This is a genomic window from Amaricoccus sp. W119, assembly GCF_047275745.1.
GTDB lineage: Bacteria > Pseudomonadota > Alphaproteobacteria > Rhodobacterales > Rhodobacteraceae > Amaricoccus.
The window spans coordinates 27,731-46,277 of record NZ_JBKQWU010000027.1; the positions used below are offsets into that span (position 1 = coordinate 27,731).

16 protein-coding genes and 1 pseudogene are annotated in these 18,547 nt (G+C 68.5%); 9 read left to right on the forward strand and 8 right to left on the reverse strand.

Translation table 11 applies throughout. From position 1 onward, the window contains the following. Positions 1–152: 152 nt before the first annotated feature. The 3 genes from ACLJK8_RS13925 to ACLJK8_RS13935 form a co-directional block, all read right to left on the reverse strand. Positions 153–1,589 carry an NAD(P)(+) transhydrogenase (Re/Si-specific) subunit beta gene (locus ACLJK8_RS13925; protein ID WP_413150900.1) on the reverse strand — a complete coding sequence of 479 codons (1,437 nt, stop codon included), beginning with the start codon at positions 1,587–1,589 and terminating at the stop codon, positions 153–155. A 10-nt stretch (positions 1,590–1,599) separates the two neighbouring features. Beyond that, a complete protein-coding gene (locus ACLJK8_RS13930) occupies positions 1,600–3,174 on the reverse strand; it encodes a Re/Si-specific NAD(P)(+) transhydrogenase subunit alpha (RefSeq protein ID WP_413150901.1) in 1,575 nt (524 codons plus the stop codon). Positions 3,175–3,468: 294 nt separating this feature from the next. Next, the gene (locus ACLJK8_RS13935; protein WP_413150902.1) at positions 3,469–4,845 is read right to left on the reverse strand and encodes an aldehyde dehydrogenase family protein; all 1,377 of its coding nucleotides are present in this window, start codon (positions 4,843–4,845) and stop codon (positions 3,469–3,471) included. A 230-nt stretch (positions 4,846–5,075) separates the two neighbouring features. Between ACLJK8_RS13935 and pqqA the strand changes: the two genes are divergently transcribed. From pqqA to ACLJK8_RS13965, 6 genes are all read left to right on the forward strand, one after another. Next, positions 5,076–5,168 carry a pyrroloquinoline quinone precursor peptide PqqA gene (pqqA, locus tag ACLJK8_RS13940; protein WP_413150903.1) on the forward strand — a complete coding sequence of 31 codons (93 nt, stop codon included), beginning with the start codon at positions 5,076–5,078 and terminating at the stop codon, positions 5,166–5,168. 47 nt (positions 5,169–5,215) lie between these two features. After that, positions 5,216–6,115 carry a pyrroloquinoline quinone biosynthesis protein PqqB gene (gene pqqB, locus ACLJK8_RS13945; RefSeq protein ID WP_413150904.1) on the forward strand — a complete coding sequence of 300 codons (900 nt, stop codon included), beginning with the start codon at positions 5,216–5,218 and terminating at the stop codon, positions 6,113–6,115. Continuing rightward, positions 6,112–6,966, forward strand: coding sequence for a pyrroloquinoline-quinone synthase PqqC (gene pqqC / locus ACLJK8_RS13950; protein ID WP_413150905.1), 855 nt, complete (start codon positions 6,112–6,114; stop codon positions 6,964–6,966). The genes pqqB and pqqC overlap by 4 nt, the downstream gene beginning before the upstream one ends. Next, a complete protein-coding gene (gene pqqD, locus ACLJK8_RS13955) occupies positions 6,963–7,343 on the forward strand; it encodes a pyrroloquinoline quinone biosynthesis peptide chaperone PqqD (protein WP_413150906.1) in 381 nt (126 codons plus the stop codon). Before pqqC ends, pqqD begins: the two co-directional genes overlap by 4 nt. After that, complete coding sequence (pqqE, locus tag ACLJK8_RS13960) at positions 7,340–8,491, forward strand: pyrroloquinoline quinone biosynthesis protein PqqE (protein ID WP_413150907.1); 1,152 nt, start codon at positions 7,340–7,342, stop codon at positions 8,489–8,491. Before pqqD ends, pqqE begins: the two co-directional genes overlap by 4 nt. A 101-nt stretch (positions 8,492–8,592) precedes the next feature. Then, positions 8,593–10,068, forward strand: a complete 1,476-nt coding sequence (locus ACLJK8_RS13965; protein WP_413150908.1) for an NAD-dependent succinate-semialdehyde dehydrogenase — start codon at positions 8,593–8,595, stop codon at positions 10,066–10,068. Positions 10,069–10,105: 37 nt separating this feature from the next. On the opposite strand, the gene ACLJK8_RS13970 is transcribed toward ACLJK8_RS13965, so the two are convergent. From ACLJK8_RS13970 to ACLJK8_RS13990, 5 genes are read right to left on the reverse strand one after another with little or no spacing between them, the layout of a single operon-like run. Next, entirely contained in the window at positions 10,106–11,212 is a 1,107-nt protein-coding gene (locus tag ACLJK8_RS13970; protein WP_413150910.1) for a DUF1513 domain-containing protein, read from the reverse strand. Positions 11,213–11,234: 22 nt separating this feature from the next. Continuing rightward, complete coding sequence (locus ACLJK8_RS13975) at positions 11,235–12,287, reverse strand: imelysin family protein (RefSeq protein WP_413150912.1); 1,053 nt, start codon at positions 12,285–12,287, stop codon at positions 11,235–11,237. After that, a complete protein-coding gene (locus ACLJK8_RS13980) occupies positions 12,287–13,876 on the reverse strand; it encodes a di-heme oxidoredictase family protein (protein WP_413150914.1) in 1,590 nt (529 codons plus the stop codon). The genes ACLJK8_RS13975 and ACLJK8_RS13980 overlap by 1 nt, the downstream gene beginning before the upstream one ends. 9 nt (positions 13,877–13,885) lie before the next feature. After that, positions 13,886–14,053: a hypothetical protein gene (locus ACLJK8_RS13985; protein ID WP_413150916.1), complete on the reverse strand. Its 168-nt coding sequence runs from the start codon at positions 14,051–14,053 to the stop codon at positions 13,886–13,888. 4 nt (positions 14,054–14,057) lie between these two features. After that, entirely contained in the window at positions 14,058–15,272 is a 1,215-nt protein-coding gene (locus ACLJK8_RS13990; protein ID WP_413150917.1) for an imelysin family protein, read from the reverse strand. Positions 15,273–15,537: 265 nt separating this feature from the next. On the opposite strand from ACLJK8_RS13990, the gene ACLJK8_RS13995 reads away from it, so the two are divergent. The 3 genes and pseudogenes from ACLJK8_RS13995 to ACLJK8_RS14005 form a co-directional block, all read left to right on the forward strand. Beyond that, positions 15,538–15,777, forward strand: coding sequence for a hypothetical protein (locus tag ACLJK8_RS13995; protein WP_413150918.1), 240 nt, complete (start codon positions 15,538–15,540; stop codon positions 15,775–15,777). Between the two features lie 224 nt (positions 15,778–16,001). After that, positions 16,002–18,083, forward strand: a complete 2,082-nt coding sequence (glgX, locus tag ACLJK8_RS14000) for a glycogen debranching protein GlgX (RefSeq protein ID WP_413150920.1) — start codon at positions 16,002–16,004, stop codon at positions 18,081–18,083. Between the two features lie 328 nt (positions 18,084–18,411). After that, a pseudogene (locus ACLJK8_RS14005) lies at positions 18,412–18,547 on the forward strand (IS5/IS1182 family transposase); the annotation flags it as partial.

Consider the following 18,547-nt stretch of genomic DNA (forward strand, 5'->3'; position numbering starts at 1 on the left):
GCCGCGGCGGGGGAGGATGCGAAGGGGGCATCGCGCCATCCTCCCGGCCACCTGTCTCGGGTCGTCCGCGCGCTTAGGCACCGCCAGAACGGAAAACGGCGCCGGATGACCGGCGCCGTTCAGATGGAGAAGAGCCTCGAGGCCGAGTGGGATCAGTCGATCCTGTGGATGAGGTCGTCCACCGACTTCTTCGCATCGCCGTAGAGCATCCGCGTGTTCTCCTTGTAGAAGAGCGGATTCTCGATCCCGGAATAGCCCGTGCCCTGGCCGCGCTTGGAGACGAAGACCTGCTTCGCCTTCCAGACTTCCAGAACCGGCATGCCGGCGATCGGCGAGTTCGGGTCTTCCTGCGCCGCCGGGTTCACGATGTCGTTCGAGCCGATGATGATCGCCACGTCCGTCGAGGGGAAGTCGTCGTTGATCTCGTCCATTTCCATGACGATGTCATAGGGGACCTTCGCCTCGGCGAGCAGCACGTTCATGTGCCCCGGCAGACGGCCGGCGACGGGATGGATGGCGAAGCGCACCTCCTTGCCCATGCCGCGCAGCTTCTTGGTGAGGTCGGAGACCGCGCCCTGCGCCTGCGCGACGGCCATGCCGTAACCCGGGACGATGATGACCGAGTCGGCTTCCTTCAGCGCATCCGCCACGCTGTCGGCGTCGGTCGCGATCATCTCGCCCTCGACCTCCATCGCCGGTCCCGTCGTGCCGCCGAAGCCGCCGAGGATCACGGAGACGAAGTTCCGGTTCATCGCCTTGCACATGATATAGGAGAGGATCGCACCCGAGGAGCCGACCAGCGCGCCGGTGACGATCAGGAGGTCGTTCGACAGCGTGAAGCCGATCGCAGCCGCCGCCCAGCCCGAGTAGGAGTTGAGCATCGAGACCACGACGGGCATGTCCGCGCCACCGATCCCCATGATCAGGTGCCAGCCGATGAAGAAGGCGAGCAGCGCGATCAGGATGAGCCAGAACACCGACGGGCCGATGTCGGCGCAGTAGAGCAGGCCGAGGATCAGCGAACCGGCGGCCGCGCTGGCGTTCAGCATGTGCCCGCCGGGCAGCTTCTTCGGCTTGCCGTCGATCTTGCCCGCGAGCTTGCCGAAGGCGACGATCGAGCCGGTGAAGGTCACCGCGCCGATGAAGACGCCGAGGAAGACCTCGATCTGCAGCATGTTGATCTCGGCCGGGGTCTTGTGCGTCAGGACCGCGGCGAAGCCGCGGAAGCCCTCGACCGCGCCGGCGGCCTCCATCACCCGGATGAGTTCGAGCTGCGCGTTGAAGCCGACGAAGACCGCAGCGAGACCGACGAGGCTATGCATCGCGGCGACCAGCTGCGGCATCTCGGTCATCTGGACGCGCTTGGCGACCACCCAGCCGATGGCGCCGCCGATCGCGATCATGATCGCCGAGATGAGCCAGTTGCCCGCGCCCGGCCCGAAGAGCGTCGCCAGCACGGCGAGTCCCATGCCGACGATGCCGTACCAGATCGCCCGTTTCGCGCTCTCCTGACCCGACAGCCCGCCGAGCGACAGGATGAAGAGGATCGCGGCGACCACATAGGCGGCGGTCGTGAAACCGTATTCCATGATGCTCTCCTTACGACCGCTGGAACATGGCGAGCATGCGACGGGTGACCATGAAGCCACCGAAGATGTTGATGCCGGCCATCAGGATCGAGAGCGCGGCGAGAACCACGACGAGCGCCGAGCCCGAGCCGATCTGCATCAAGGCGCCGAGGATGATGATCGAGCTGATCGCGTTGGTGATCGCCATCAGCGGCGTGTGCAGCGAATGCGCCACGTTCCAGATCACCCGGAAGCCGACGAAACAGGCGAGCACAAAGACGATGAAATGCGACATGAAGCTCGCCGGCGCCACGAGGCCCACGAGCAGGAGCAGGAGGCCGCCCCCGCCGAGCAGCATGGCCTGGCTCTTCGTCTCCGCCTTGAAGGCCGCGACCTCCTGCGCCCGGCGTTCCTCGGGCGTGAGCTCCTTCGCCTTCTCCTTCGGCTTCTGCGCCGCGATCGCCTGCACCTTCGGCGGCGGCGGCGGGAAGGTCACCGCGCCCTCGTGGGTCACGGTGGCGCCCCGGATGACGTCATCCTCCATGTTGACGACCGGCGTCCCGTCCTTGCCGGGGGTCAGGTCGTCCATCATGTGACGGATGTTCGTCGAATAGAGCGTCGAGGACTGCGTGGCCATCCGGCTCGGGAAATCGGTATAGCCGACCACCTTCACGCCGTTCGGGCTCTCGACGATCTGGTCGGGTACCGTGAGGTCACAGTTGCCGCCGCGCTCGGCGGCGAGGTCGATGATGACCGAGCCCGGCTTCATCGCCGCGACCATGTCCTCGAGCCAGAGCTTGGGCGCCGGACGGCCGGGAATGAGCGCGGTCGAGATGACGATGTCCATCTCGGGCGCGAGTTCGCGGAACTTCTTGAGCTGCGCCTCGCGGAATTCCGGGCTCGACGGAGCGGCGTAACCGCCGGTCGCGGCGCCGTCCGTCTGTTCCTCGGCGAAGTCGAGATAGACGAATTCCGCGCCCATCGACTCGATCTGCTCGGCAACTTCCGGCCGCACGTCGAAGGCATAGGTGATCGCGCCGAGCGAGGTCGCCGTGCCGATCGCCGCGAGACCCGCGACACCGGCGCCGATCACCAGCACCTTCGCCGGCGGAACCTTGCCCGCCGCCGTGATCTGGCCGGTGAAGAACCGCCCGAAGTTGTTGCCCGCCTCGATCACGCCGCGATAGCCGGCGATATTCGCCATGGAGGAGAGCGCGTCCATCTTCTGCGCGCGGCTGATGCGGGGCACCATGTCCATCGCGAGCGCGGTGACGCCCTTCGCCTTGAGCGATTCAAGCAGTTCCTCGTTCTGCGCCGGATAGACGAAGGAGATGACGATCTGCCCCGAGCGGGTCAGCTCCACTTCCTCCGGGCTCGGCGGGCGAACCTTGGTGACGACATCCGCCTTGGCCCAGACATCGGCCGCGGTCGGCAGGACCTCGACTCCGGCTTCGCGATAGGCGTCGTCCGTGAACTGCGCCGATTCCCCGGCGCCGGCCTGCACGACGGTGTCGTAACCGAGCTTCTTGAGCGCGAGCGCGGATTGCGGCGTCAGGGCGACGCGCTTCTCGCCCTCAACGGTTTCGGTTGGCGCTCCGATTATCAAGGCCTTCCTCCCTGTGTTGACGGGTCTGCGCGGCCGCGGGCGGCGATCACGCGTATGTGTCGGTGTGGCTCGGCTTGTATGGGGCGCCCTCCGCTCCCTGTCAAACGCTGCGAACGTCCAACGGCGCTGCGAAAACACCTGCTCGCGACCGGCGGTGCCGGCGCGTACCACGACCGGCGGGCGCCATTCTCTACCTGAGATTGAATTCGTGTTTTCCGGGCTCATCTCGCGCGCTATTGATCGCGGGCTGGCGCCCCACCGACCGGGACGCCGGCCGCGGCCCGGTCGGTACGCTCAGAGTTTACGCAGATGATAGGACTTCGGCCGCGTCAGGTTGAGGTAGCCGAGATAGGAGAGGCTCGCCCCCCGCCCGGTATCCTTGACCCCGGTCCAGGCCAGCGCCGGGTCGAGGTAATCGCAACGGTTCATGAAAACGGTTCCGGTCTCGAGCGCCGCGCCGATCTCCTCCGCGGCGGCGGTGTCGGAGGTCCAGACGCTGGCCGTCAGCCCGTAGCGGCTGTCGTTCATCCGCGCCACGGCCTCGGAATCGTCGCGCACCTTCATGATGCCCACCACCGGCCCGAAACTCTCCTCCTTCATGACGCGCATCGAATGGTCCACATCGACGAGCAGCCTCGGCGCGAGATAGGCGTCCTGCCCGTTGTCCCGCGGGAAGGCCGTCGGGTCGATCAACTGCCGCGCGCCCTGGGCGAGCGCGTCGGCGACCTGCTTCCGCACGGCGTCCGCGAAGCGCCGATTCGCCATCGGCCCGAGCGTCGTCTCCGGATCGAGCGGATCGCCAAGCCGGTAGCCGGAGACGAGCGCCACCGCCTTCTCGACGAAAACGTCGTAGAGCGGGTCGGCGACATAGATCCGCTCGATCCCGCAACAGCATTGCCCGGAATTGTAGAAGGCGCCATCGACCAGCGTCTCGACCGCCGCGTCGAGATCGGCGTCGGCCCGGACATAGCCCGGGTCCTTGCCGCCAAGTTCGAGCCCCAGCCCCGTGAAGGTGCCCGCCGCCATGCGCTCGATCTCGCGGCCCGTCGCCGTTGAGCCGGTGAAATTCACGAAATCGAACCTGCCCTCGCCGATCAGCGCCGCCACCGTCTCGTGATCGAGGAAGAGGTTGGTGAAGACGCCCTCGGGCAGATGCGCGAAGGCCTGGGCGAGCCGCTCTCCCGCGAGCGGCGTCTGGCTCGCGTGTTTCAGCACCACGACATTGCCCGCGATCAGGGCCGGGACAATGGTGTTGATCGCGGTGAGATAGGGGTAGTTCCAGGGCGCGATCACGAGGACGACCCCGAGCGGCTCCCGCGCGAGGAAACGCTTGAACCGCTCGCTGTCCTCGATCACGCGCGGGGCGAGTTCCTCGGCGGCGATGCGGGCCATGTAGGCGGTTCGCTCCCGCGCGCCGCCCATCTCGCCGCCGTAACGCACCGGCCGTCCCATCTGCCAGGCGAGTTCCCGCGTGAGATCAGCGTTCACCCCGTCGAGCCGGGCGATCCCTTCCTCGACCAGCGCGATCCGCTCGGCGAGCGGCAGCCGCGCCCAGTCCTTCGCCGCCTTCCGCGCGGCCTTCACCTTCGAGCGTGCGAATCCGACATCGTCGGCCGGGCGGGTGAAATAGACGCTCCCGTCGACCGGCGAGACGCAAGTGATATCGCTCATGGCGCGCTTCCCTCCGCGCCCTCCGGCGCACGATCCGCCCAAGCTATCCCGGCCGCGAAACACCGCGCAAGCGGGGACCAGGCAATGACGACGACGGTCCCGGCGCACTTGCGACCAAAGTATTGTATCCGCCCAAAACTTTGTGAGCCGGGCCGATGGTCCAATTGACTCGATATCAGAAACAACGCAGCCTCCCCGGACCAGATGTCAACAACCTGGGAGGACACCACATGGCCTGGACCAAACCCGAACTGCTCGAAGTCAACTGCGGCATGGAAATCAACATGTACGGCCCGGCGGAGGACGACGGGGTCCTGTTCTGAGTTTCCCGGCGCCGAGACTCCGGGGCGCGGAGCAAAGCTGACCTGCCATGTTCCGCGCACGCATACTCGGGGCCGCGGCCGGAGGTGGGCTTCCGCAATGGAACTGCGGTTGCGCCAACTGTCAGGCCGCCCGGCGGGGTGAAATCCCCTCGCTGACGCAATCATCCCTCGCCGTGAGCGGCGATGGGATTTTCTGGGCGATCCTGAACACATCGCCCGACATCCGCGGCCAGCTCGTCGCCACGCCCGAGCTTCATCCGACCGGTCCCCGCGAGGTTCCGATCCGCTCGGTCCTGCTGACCAACGGCGATATCGACCATGTCGCGGGCCTTCTGACGCTGCGGGAACAGCAGCCTTTCACGCTGTTCGCCACACCGGAGATCCTCGCGGTGATCGCGGCCAACCCGATCTTCGACGCCCTCGCCCCGGAAAAGGTGACGCGCCGGCCGCTCGCGCTCGACACCGAGGTCGAGATCGCCCCCGGACTGACCGCCGAGCTGTTCGCCGTGCCGGGCAAGGTGCCGCTCTACATGGAAGGCGCGGAGGCCGAGGTCCGCACCGATCTGATCGGCGAGCAGACCGTCGGGGCGCACCTCCGCGCCGGCGGGCGGGACATCTTCCACATCCCCGGCTGCGCCAGGGTGACGCCCGCGCTCGCCCGGAGGCTCGACGGCGCCGCGCTCGTCTTCTTCGACGGCACGCTCTGGCAGGACGAAGAAATGGTCCGGAGCGGCGTCGGGACCAAGACCGGCCGGCGCATGGGCCATATCTCGATGAGCGGCGAGGACGGCTCCATCGCCGCGCTGGCGCCGCTCTCGATCGGCCGGCGCGTCTTCGTCCACATGAACAACACCAACCCCGTTCTCCGCCCGAACTCGCCCGAGCGGGCCGAGGCCGAGGCTGCCGGCTGGACCATCGGCCAGGACGGGATGGAGATCAGCGCATGACCGACCGCGCCTTTGTTGACCGTGCGCCCTCTGGCGGTGCCACCTCTGGCCGTGCCCCCACTGACCGGAGTGACCCCGCCCTTCCCGGCCGTGCCCTGCCCGACGGTCGGGAGGATTTCGAGGCCCGCCTGCGCCGGATCGGCGCCGAGCGCTACCACGACCGCCACCCGTTCCATCATCTGCTGCATTCCGGCGGCTGTACGCCCGATCAGGTCCGGGCCTGGGTCATCAACCGCTACTACTATCAGTCGCGAATTCCGATGAAGGACGCCGCCTTCATGAGCCGCGTGGAAGATCCCGACCTGCGCCGCGCCTGGCGGTCGCGGATCGAGGATCACGACGGGACGGCGACGAACGAGGGCGGCATCCGCCGCTGGCTGCGGCTCGCCGAGGCGGTCGGGCTCGACCCCGACTACGTGGCGAGCACCAGGGGCGTCCTGCCCGCGACGCGCTTCGCCGTCGACGCCTATGTCCGCTTCGTCCGCGACAGCACGCTCCTCGAGGCGATCGCCGCGTCGCTGACCGAGCTTTTCGCCCCGAAGATCCATGCGCGAAGGATCGAAGGGCTGCTCGCGAACTACGCCTTCGCCGATGAGAAAAGCCTCGCCTATTTCCGCAACCGGCTGACCGAGGCGCCGAAGGACGTGGCCTTCGGCCTCGCCTACGTGCTCGACCATGCCGACACGCTCGAAAAGCAGGACGCGGCGGCGGCGGCGCTGACCTTCAAGACCGAGGTGCTCTGGGCCCAGCTCGACGCGCTCGAGGGCGCCTATGTGACCCCGGGCCGGATTCCGCCCGGCGGCTGGCAGCCGGGCGAGGGCCTCGCCACGCCGCCACGGGCCGCGCAATGAGCGGCGGGCCGGTCCCGGCGCGGCGGCAGGGAGCCCCTGTCGAGGGGGTGCCCGCGCAGGGGACACCCGCGCGAAAAGCCGCGAGCCAACCGACACCCGCGCTTTCGCCCGAGGCTGTGCCGTTCCTGCCGCGAGGCGTCCGGCTCCATTTCGACAAGGTGCGCGGGGCCTGGGTCTTGCTCGCCCCCGAACGGGCGCTCCGGCTCGATGCCATCGGCCATGCGATCCTGTCCCGCGTCGATGGCGCGCGCAGCCTCGATGCGATCGCCCGCGACCTCGCCGCGACCTTCGACGCGCCGCTCGACCGGATCCTCGCCGACAGCGCCGGCTATCTCTCGCAACTGCTGGATCGCCGGATTCTGGAGCTTCGCCCATGACCGCGCATGATCCATCCGTCCGTGAAGCTTCCGCGAAGGCCACCACGGGCGCGGACCGGCCGAATCCTCCGATCGCGATGCTGGCGGAACTCACGCACCGCTGCCCGCTCTCCTGCCCCTATTGCTCCAATCCGATGGAACTGGCGCGGAAGGAGTCCGAGCTCGACACCGCGACCTGGATCTCGGTCTTCCGGCAGGCGGCGGCGCTCGGCGTGCTGCAGCTGCACCTCTCCGGCGGCGAACCGGCTTCGCGGCCCGATCTCACCGCCCTGGTCGCGGCGGCTCGGGAGGCGGAGCTTTATACCAACCTCATCACCTCGGGCATCGGCCTGACCGAGCGACGGCTCGGCGAGCTCGACGCCGCCGGGCTCGATCATGTCCAGCTCTCGCTTCAGGGCACGAATGCTTCGATGGCGGACATGATCGGCGGCTATCGCGGCGGGTTCGAGCGCAAGCTCAAGGTCCTCGGCTGGATCGCCCGGGTCGGCTTCCCGCTCACGCTCAACTTCGTCATGCACCGCCGCAACCTCCACCAGCTGCCCCGCGCGCTGGAGATGGCCGTCGAATACGGCGCGCGGCGGATCGAGGTCGCCACGGTGCAGTTCCACGGCTGGGCGATGGCGAACCGCGCGAGCTTGATGCCGACGCGCGAACAGGCGCGCGAGGCTGGGCGGATCGTCGCCGAGGCGCGGGTGGCGCTCAGGGGGCGGCTGGTGATCGACTACGTGCCCGCCGATTACCATGCGCGCTATCCGAAGCCCTGCATGGGCGGCTGGGGCTCGACCGGGCTCAATGTGGCCCCCGACGGGCTCGTTCTGCCGTGCCACGCGGCGCAGACGATCCCCTCGCTGGATTTCCAGTCGGTCCGCGACACGCCGCTCGCCGAGATCTGGGCCGGGGGTCCGGCCTTCCAGGCCTTTCGCGGCACGGACTGGATGAAGGAGCCCTGCGTCTCCTGCGAGCGCAAGCTGGTCGATTTCGGCGGCTGCCGCTGCCAGGCGATGGCGATCGCGGGCGATCCGGCGGAGGCGGACCCGGTCTGCGAGAAGGCTCCGGCGCATGACCGGCTCCGTGAACTGACCGCCGATTTCACCTCCGCCCCCGACGCGCCGCTGGTCTACCGGGCCTTTCCGGCGAAGGCCGGCTGAACCATCGCATCACGCTGGACCGGTTGACGCCCTCGCCGCGCCGCTCCAACCTCTGGCGGCGGGAGGACCGGTCATCCGAGGCCGGGCCGGGGAGGTGAATGATGCTCGACGAAACCAATCTCAGATCAATGCTGCGCGACAGGGATCTGTTGCGGACGCAGGCCTATGTCGCCGGCAAATGGGCGCAGGCCGACGACGGCGCGACCTTCGCCGTCACCAACCCCGCGCGCGGCGACGTTATCTGCGCCGTGCCCGACCTCGGCGAGACCGAGACCGGGCGCGCCATCGATGCCGCCTATGATGCCCAGCGCGCATGGGCGCGGGAGACCGCGAAGACCCGGGCGGAGATCCTGCGGAAGTGGCGCGATCTCATGGTCGAGAACGCCGAAGATCTCGCCGCGATCCTGACGGCGGAGATGGGCAAGCCGCTCGCGGAGGCGAGGGGCGAAATCCTCTATGGCGCGAGCTTCATCGAATGGTTCGGCGAGGAGGCGAAGCGGGTCTATGGCGAGACCGTCCCGGGCCACCAGCCCGACAAGCGCATCATCGTCCTGAAACAGCCGATCGGGGTCGCCACCTCGATCACACCCTGGAACTTCCCGAATGCGATGATCGCGCGCAAGGTCGCTCCCGCGCTCGCCGCCGGCTGCGGCTTCGTCGCGCGGCCCGCGGCCGAAACGCCGCTCTCGGCCCTCGCCATGGCGGCGCTGGCCGAGCGGGCGGGCGTGCCGGCCGGGCTCTTCAGCGTGATCACCTCCACCTCCAGTTCGACCATCGGCAAGATCTTCTGCTCGCATCCGAAGGTGCGGAAGCTCACCTTCACCGGCTCCACCGAGGTCGGGCGCATCCTGCTCGCACAAGGCGCGCAGCAGGTTCTGAAGATGTCGATGGAGCTTGGCGGCAACGCGCCCTTCATCGTCTTCGACGACGCCGACATCGACGCGGCGGTCGAGGGCGCGATGATCTCGAAGTACCGCAACAACGGCCAGACCTGCGTCTGCGCGAACCGCATCTACGTCCAGGCCGGTGTCTACGACGCCTTCGCCGAGAAATTGGCGGCGAAGGCCGCGGCGATGAAGGTCGGCGACGGGTTCGAGCCCGGCGTGACGGCCGGGCCGCTCATCACGCCGAAGGCGGTCGAGAAGGTCGAATCGCATATCTCCGACGCGCTCTCCAAGGGGGCGAAGGTGCTGACCGGCGGCAAGCGGCACGAACTCGGCGGCTCGTTCTTCCAGCCGACCGTGCTGACCGGGATCACGCGGGACATGCTGGTCGCCAATGACGAGACCTTCGGCCCGGTCGCGCCGCTCTTCCGTTTCGAGGACGAGGCCGATGTGATCGAACAGGCGAACGACACGATCTTCGGCCTCGCCTCCTATTTCTACGCCCGTGACCTCGGGAGGGTCTGGCGCGTGGCGGAGGCGCTGGAATACGGCATGGTCGGGATCAACACCGGGCTCATCTCGACCGAGGTCGCGCCCTTCGGCGGGGTGAAACAGTCCGGCCTCGGGCGCGAGGGCTCGCGTCACGGGATCGAGGACTACATGGAGATCAAGTATCTCTGCATGGGGATCTGATCCCGGCGAGGCCCCGCGGGGCGGACAGGTGTCCGCCTTACCCCCGGAGCGCCATCATGTGGTTGTCCCAGGACCGGCCCACCTCGGCGGTGACGATGCCGCGCGGCTCCGGCCCGCCCCTGTCGAGCATGAGCCAGTCCCCCGTCCCGGTATTCGCGACGAACCCGCCCGCCGCCGGCGCGAGGCCGCAGACATCGGCCCGGCGGCAGCGCCAGGCGTGGGCGCCGGTATCGGCCTCGAACGCGTCGATGAGCCCGCCGATCGGCGACGAGATCGCGACGCGCCGCCCGTCTCCCGAGAAGGCGACGCTCCCGGCATAGCCCTTGAGCGCGAACTGCGCCTCGGCGCCGGCGGAGACGAGCTTCGGCGCCGCCTCCCCGCGCCGGTGCAACCCGAGCAGCGCGGGAGCCTCCGTTTCCGCCCCGTGCCACTGCATCGCGAAGGCGAGGAGCCCGTCCGGCCTGACCGCGAGATGGCGGATCGAGTTGCGCCGAAAAGGGCCGCTGAGTTCGACCACCTGCGTGATCTCGCGCGCCGCGGGATCGAGATAGGCGAGGTTCGGGGCCATCTCGCTGAGCGCGATCGGATCGGGCCGCCCGTCCGGGCCATTCTCCAGTGCGCCGTTGGCAACCGCGAGTCCGCCACCCGGCAGCATCAGGATCTCGTGCGGCCCCATGCCACCGGACGGCATTTCGCCCGCCCGCCGGAACCCCGCGGCGATGTCCCAGATGCCGATCCGTCCTTCGCCGGTCTCGGCCTCGGCCTCGCTCGTGTAGAGCAGGCGGCCGTCCGGGGAATAGGCGCCGTGCCCGCAGAAGACACGGCCCTCCGCCGCGGCCAGCTCGTTGAGCACCCGCCCCGTCCCGCAGTCGAGCACGACGGCGTAGGTCCCCGGCCGCCGCGCGAAAACCACCGCCTGCGCGAGCCGGGGATGGATCGCGGAGGAATGCGCCCGGTCGGGCAGATCGACCGAGAAGAGATCCGCCCCCTCGGCATCGACGCCGTAGAGCGCGAACCGCCCGTCCGGCCGGCGCGCTGCGGCGAGCCAGGCGGGCGCCCCGAGATCGGCCCAGGCGAGGGTCGGCACCACGGCCCCGGCGCCCGCCGCGCCGAGGTAGCGCAGGAATCCACGCCGCGTGGTCATCTCGCCTCCCTTGTACCCAACCTCACCCCCCATCGCCGTCGAGCGCGTTGAAGCCCTGCGAGACGCCGAGGACCGGGCCGACGTATTGCAGGATCGCCGTGGAGACCGCCGCGATCGCCTGCTGGTCCTGTTCGAGACGCAGGCGCCCGGAGGGCGTTTCCACCTCCTCGAACCGCGGCGTCAGCTTCCGCGCCAGGCGGAGCGCGCGGGCGGTCGCGAGATCGAGCCTTTCCGGCGTCTCCGCCCCCTCGGGCAGCGTGGCCGCGCCATCGGCCAGAATCTCGGCGAGTTCGGTCAGCGCCTCGAGCGACAGGACGAGGTTGCGCTGGGGCCGGCCCGAGCGGCGGGCCTCGGCGCGAAGCGGCGTCGGCGCCTCGAACGTGCCCATCGGCCGGCCGAGACGCTGGTCCTTGTTCGCCTCCAGCCCGGTCATCAGCGCCGTGAAGAGCGCGACCGTGGTCTCACGCGGGGCGAGATAGACCGTGTTGCCCTCCGCCCCGGCACTGAGGAACAACTCGCCATAGGGCCCGGCCCATTCCGCCTCGAAGTCCCGCGCGATCCGGGCGATGTCACCGGTGATCGCCTGAATGAGCGCGCAGCCATAGGGCGTGGCCACACCGGCCGCGGCCGGGTCATAGAGCAGGTAGTCGAGCGCGAAGAAGCCGCGGACGGCGATCGACTGACTGGCGATCCCCTCCGCCGTCACGACGCCCGCGTCCTGCTTTTTCAGGAGCGCGTTCAGCCCCGCCGGCGTCCGTCCCTTCGTGTCTGGCCAGAAGGCGAGCGCATAGACCCGGTCCTCGACCTCGGTCGGGCCGAAGCGGAGGTGCTGGACCCCCATCCAGGCGTCGAAGGCCGTCTGATAGGCGTCGCGGAGCGCGGTATCCCCCGGCGCGCAATACTCCCGCGCCGTCTCGCCCAGCGCGGTGGCGGCGGCGTCGAAAGCCTCGAAGCGGGGCAGCACATGCGCGTCATAGGCCCGCCGTGCGAGCGCCGCGTGATCCTGCGCCGCCGCCGCGAGGGGCGCCGCGCATACAACCGCCGCTCCGAGCGCCAGTCCGATCCAGAACCGCATCACAAGCTCTCCACGAATGCGATCAGCGCGGCGCGATCCTCGGGGCTGAGCCCGATTACCCGCTCCCGCGCCGCCGCGGCCTCTCCGCCATGCCAGAGCACCGCCTCCAACACGTTGCGCGCCCGCCCGTCGTGCAGGAGCGCGACCTCGCCGCTCACGATCTCCGTCAGGCCGATCCCCCAGAGCGGCGCGGTCCGCCACTCGGCCCCCGTCGCCCGCGCCTCGGGCTTCCCGTCGTCGAGATCCGGCCCCATGTCGTGCAGCAGCATGTCGGTATAGGGCCAGATCAGCTGGAAGCTCTGCTCCGGCTGGTCGCTCAGCCGCGCCGTCACATGCGAGGGCACGTGGCAGGCGGCGCAGCCGGCCGCGTGGAACATCTCGCGGCCCCGGAGCACTTCAGGATCATCCGCGTTCCGCCGTCCGGGCACCGCGAGGTTGCGGCTGTAGAAGACCACCATGTCGAAGGCCTCGGCCTCGATCTCCGTCTCGCCCCCGACCGCCCCCATCGGCGCGGTCCGGCAGGTCTCCTCGCCGGCGGTGCAATCGCCCCAGGCCGCGGGCTGCGTCGGCGAGGAGATGCCGAGGTCGTTCGAGAAGGCGACCGCGCTCTGCGCCGCGACGGTCGGCTGCCCGGCCTTCCAGCCGAAACGCCCGAGCGCCGGCCCGCCGGTCTCCCGCGACCAGACCACGTTGGGCCGTCCCGAGATCCCGTCGCCATCGGCGTCCTCGGGATCGGCGAGCGAGAGGATGCGCTCGGCGGGCACGGCTTCGAGCAGCCCGACGCCGATCATCGGCGGCGCGATCCGCGCCGAGATCCGGGTCTCCGGATCGAGCGGGCCATAGGCGAAGTCCCGGATGGAAAAGCTCGGCCTCCGCAGCGCCACCGTCTCGCCGCCGGCCAGTTCCACCGGCACTTCCTCGTATTCGAGCACCACCTGCCCCTCCGGCGCGAGCCCGGGGGCGGCGAAGTCCTGGATCTGGTGGCCGTAGACCGGATCGGGCTCCATCGGCAGGTAGTCCGGTATCTCGGGCATCTCCGGCCCGCCGGGCCGGCCGAGCTGCAGCAGGAGCGAGACCGCGTCGTCGTCCGGAAGGCCCGAAGGCGGGTGGCCGCGGCCGTCCATCAGGTGGCACCGCTGGCAGGACCGCGCGTTGTAGAGCGGCCCAAGCCCGTCCGAGCCGAGCGTCGAGGAGGGCGCGGTGACCCAGAGCTTCTGGAAGAAGCCGTTGCCGACGAAAAAGTCCGCCCGCTTCTCGAAATCCATGTTGCCGGAAGGATGGCTGAACGCCTGCCGGTTCAAGGCGCGCGGCTTGGCCGTCGCCGCGCCACCCGGCAGCGCCTCGAAGGCGAGGGGCGGCGGCAGGGCCAGAGGGTCGAGCGGCGCGAGCACCTTGCCGATCCGCGCCGCCTCGGCCTCGGTCCTCGGCACAACGGAGAGGTGGTCGTCGCGAAGCTCCGGCAGCTCCGCCGCCCCGGTAATGCCTCCGGCATTCTCCCCGGCGATCCCCCCCGTGACCCCACCGGCGATCGCCGCCGTGATCAGGCCGGTGGCGGCGAGGCCGAGGCCCGCCGCCACTATGCGCCACATCGCATCATCCTACTGGAAGACGGCGCTCGGGTTGTCGAGGCTGTCGGACCCTTCGAAGGCGATCTGATCGAGCTTCAGCGCCGAGACCGCGCGTTCGATCTCCCGCGTCTGAGCGACGAGCGCGTCGACGGCGCGCTGCACCACGGCGCCTCCGACCTGGTTGTCCGCGGCCAGCATCTGATCATAGGCGGNTCTGATCGAGCTTCAGCGCCGAGACCGCGCGTTCGATCTCCCGCGTCTGAGCGACGAGCGCGTCGACGGCGCGCTGCACCACGGCGCCTCCGACCTGGTTGTCCGCGGCCAGCATCTGATCATAGGCGGTGCCGGATTCCGCCACGGTCTTCAACTCGCCGAGCCGCGCGACCGAGGCATTGATCGCAGCGGTCAGATCGGTGTCCACCGCCGGATCGGCCGCCTTCACGAGATCGGAGAGCGAGGCGCCCTCGATCACCCGCCCGTCGACCCCGACATACTGGCCGGAATAGACGTTCCGGATGCCAAGCCCGTCGTAATAGTGGCTGTTATGCGTGTTGTCGGAGAAGCAGTCGTGCTCCTCCTCGGGATCGTTCAGCATCAGGCCGAGCCGCATCCGCTCACCCGCCTGTTCGCCGTAGGAGAGGCTCCCCATGCCGGTCAGCATCGCAACCACGCCCTGATCCGGGTTCGCCGTCACCGCCTGGCGCGCCTCGCCTTCCGCGCCCCATTGCGCCGCCATCCATTCGAGGTCGCTGACGAGCAGATCCGTGGCGGCGGTCAGGTACTGGCCGCGGCGGTCGCAATTGCCGTTGGTGCAGGCCTCGCCGGCGGCGAAGTCGGTCCAGGGCCGGACGCCCGCGCCCGCCTCGGTGCCGTTCAGGTCCTGACCCCAGAGCAGGAATTCGATCGCGTGATAGCCGGTCGCGACATTGGTCTCGATGGCGCCCGCTTCCTGCAGGCTCTCCTCCAGAAGCGCGGGCGTGATCGTCGCGGCGTCGATCTCCTCACCACCGATCTGGAGCGCGGGATTCGCGATCACATTCAAGGCCGCCATCGGGTTTTCGTCGGTCGCGCCGCCATAGGTCGGATCAACATAGTCGATCAGCCCCTCGTCGAGCGGCCAGGCGTTCACCTTGCCCTCCCAGTCGTCGACGATCGCATTGCCGAAACGGTAGACTTCGGTCTGCTGATAGGGCACGCGGGCCTGGACCCACGCCGCCTTGGCCGTCGCGAGCGTTTCGGCGGACGGGGTATCGACCAGCGCCTTGACCGCCTCCTGGAGACGCTTCGCCGTCGTCGCGCTGTCCGAGTACCCGGCCTCGGCGATATCGGCGTAGGTCGCCACGACCGCCGCCTTGTCCTGCGCGAAGCCCGGCGTGGCCAGAACCCCCGCCGCCAGAGTTGCCATCAGAACCCGCATTCGATCCCTCCCCATGCGCGATCGCCGGCCCTCGCGGGGGCGGCGGTTCCATCGGCGTTCAACACCCGATGGCTGAAATCCGCACAATGCCTGACTCTTCCGGTCAGCTAAGTCAATCCCAATGAAGTTTGTCGGGATTGCGGGCCCTTTTTGTCGCGGGGGTTCGGCGATTTCTCTGGGAACAGCCCGCCCGATGCCGCAGTCTGGATCTCGGCTCGGGACATGCGCCCGGCCGCCTGGGTGAACAATTACGGAGTGATGCCAGATGGCTGACACGGACAAATCATCGGATCGGACCGCCTCGCTGCAGGCTCGGATCGATGCCGCGCGTCAGCGGCTCGCCGACAGCGAGAAGATGGAATGGGCCGAGATCGGGTCGATTCTCCATGATCTGTCGGAGGATATCGAAGAGGCCCGAGGCCACCCCCCCGAGAAACGCGACGAAGTCCATGATCGCGCGCACAGGAAGCTCGACGAAATCGAGGAGAAGCTCGGCGGCGCCTGAGGCCGCACGCGGGGCGCGGCGCTCATGATCGTGGCGGGGGATGGTTGCAAACCGCTCGCCCTGCCGCGAATTCATGCAGTTCGCGCGCGTGCGCCCCGCCGGTGAGCAATTCCGCGGGCGATCACGCTTGACCCGACGCGCACAGGGCAAGCGAGGTGGAACCGGCCCGCGGCGAGAACGTTTCCCCGGCGCTGTTTCACATCGAGAACGAGGTTCGTCATTCCATGCCCGAGACCATCCGCGTCGCGCCCGGCCTGCCCTATCCTCTTGGTGCGACCTGGGACGGGATCGGCGTGAACGTCGCCGTATTCTCCGCCCATGCCACGAAGATCGAACTCTGTCTCTTCGATGTCGACGGCAAGCGCGAGACGGCGCGGATTCCGCTTCCCGAGTTCACTCATGAGGTCTGGCACGGCTATTTCCCCGACCTCCGGCCGGGCCAGCTCTACGGGCTTCGCGTCCACGGCCCCTATGCCCCGGAAGCGGGGCACCGGTTCAATCCGCACAAGCTCCTGCTCGATCCTTACGCGAAGCAGATCCAGGGCCAGATCCGCTGGCACGATTCCCTCTACGGCTACCGGATCGGCCATTCGAAACAGGATCTTTCCTTCGACCGGCGCGACAGCGCGCGCGCGATGCCGAAATGCCAGATCATCGATCCAGCCCACACCTGGGGCATGGACAAGCGGCCGAGGCGCCCATGGTCGGAAACGATCGTCTACGAGGCGCATGTCAAGGGCATCACCGCGCGCAAGCCCGACGTTCCGGAGGAGTTGCGCGGCACCTTCGCCGCCCTCGCGACGCCGGGCGTGATCGAACATCTCGCCACCCTCGGCGTGACGGCGATCGAGCTTCTGCCGATCCATGCCTTCTTCGACGACCGCTATCTGACCGAGACCGGGCTACGCAACTACTGGGGCTATTCCACGCTCGGCTTCTTCGCGCCCGCGCCGCGCTACATCGCGCACGGCCACGACCTGCACGATTTCAAGCTCATGGTGCAAAGGCTCCACGACGCCGGGATCGAGGTCATCATGGATGTGGTCTACAACCACACCGCCGAGGGCAGCCATCTCGGGCCGACGCTGAGCTTCCGGGGCATCGACAACCTCAGCTACTACGTGCCGGCCGACGACCCGCGCTACATCTTCGACACGACCGGCGTCGGCAACAATCTCAACGTCCGGCACCCGCGCGTGCTGCAGATGGTGATGGATTCGCTGCGCTACTGGGTCGAGGATTGCCATATCGACGGCTTCCGCTTCGATCTCGCCGTGACGCTGTCGCGCGACCGCGACCGGTTCGATCCAAACAGCCCCTTCCTCGACGCGGTGGCGCAGGACCCGGTGCTCGCGCATGTGAAGCTGATCTCGGAAAGCTGGGATGTAGGGCCGAACGGCTATCAGGTCGGCGGCTTCCCCCCCGGCTGGGCCGAATGGAACGGGCGGTTCCGCGACGACATGCGCGGCTTCGTGAAGGGCGATCCGGGCGCGATCCCGGCCTTCGCCACGCATCTGCTGGGCTCGGCCGACATCTTCGACCGCCGCGGGCGCCGACCCTGGTCCTCGGTCAACTTCATGACCGCGCATGACGGTTTCACGCTCATGGACCTCTACAGCTACAACGAGAAGCACAACGAGGCGAACGGCGAAGGCAACCGCGACGGCCACAACGACAACCGCTCCTGGAACTGCGGCGTCGAAGGGCCGACCGACGACCCGGCGATCATCGCGCTGCGCGACAGGATGCGGCGGATGGCGATCTCGGCGCTCATCATCTCCAACGGCACGCCGATGATCCTGATGGGCGACGAGATCGGCCATTCGCAGCAGGGCAACAACAACGCCTACTGCCAGGATAGCGAGCTGACCTGGATGGCCTGGGAACTCGACGAACGGGCGATGGCCTTCAAGGAATTCGTCGCGGGCGCGATCCGGCTTCGGCGGGAACTCCCGCCCCTCCGCTCCGACCGCTACCTCCACGGCGATCCGGTCTGCGAGGGCGGCCCGCCCGACGTGCGCTGGCTCCGCCGCGACGGCGCCGACACGACGCAGGCCGACTGGGCCAACGCGGAGGATCGCGATGTCGCGGTCGTGCTGCGCGACACCGAGACCGCGGTCTTCATCATCGCCAATTCTTCTGACCAGGAGATCTCCGTGGTCGCGCCCGAGGCTGGGCAGGACCGGAAATGGCGCCTCCGGCTCGACAGCGGGACGTGCAAGATCGACCCCGAGGTGAAGCGCATCGTCGCGGGCGAGACCATCCCGATGCCGGGCCGCGCCATCCTGCTCTTCTCCGCCGTCTGATCGACGCTGCCTGACCACACGCCCGTCTCGCAGCAGCGACGAATGCCAGTGTGCCGGTGCACGGGAAACGCCGAAGCAGCCGAGATCGCACCCTCGATGATCAAGGTTCGATTCTCGGTGCTGCGGTCATGGACGGAAGGAGATGAGTGGCGTGGAGAAACGCCATCCTCCGACTTTTGTCGTCGCATGAAAGCTGACGAACCTCGGACTCGGGATCAATCAACTCCCGCATCCGACCGCCGAGGTGACCCATCTGGACGCCCGCAATAACCCTCCCCTTTGAAGGGCGGTCGTGATTCACTGGCTCCGTCGAGATCGGAGGGGTGAGATGGAGCAGCGTTCCCTGTTGGGGTTGTCGGAGCACCTCGAGAAGCTGAGCGCGCACGGTGACCCGCTGGAGGTGCTCGCCGCGACGGTCGATTTCGAATATTTCCGGGGCTGGCTGGTTGAGGGTCTCGGCTACG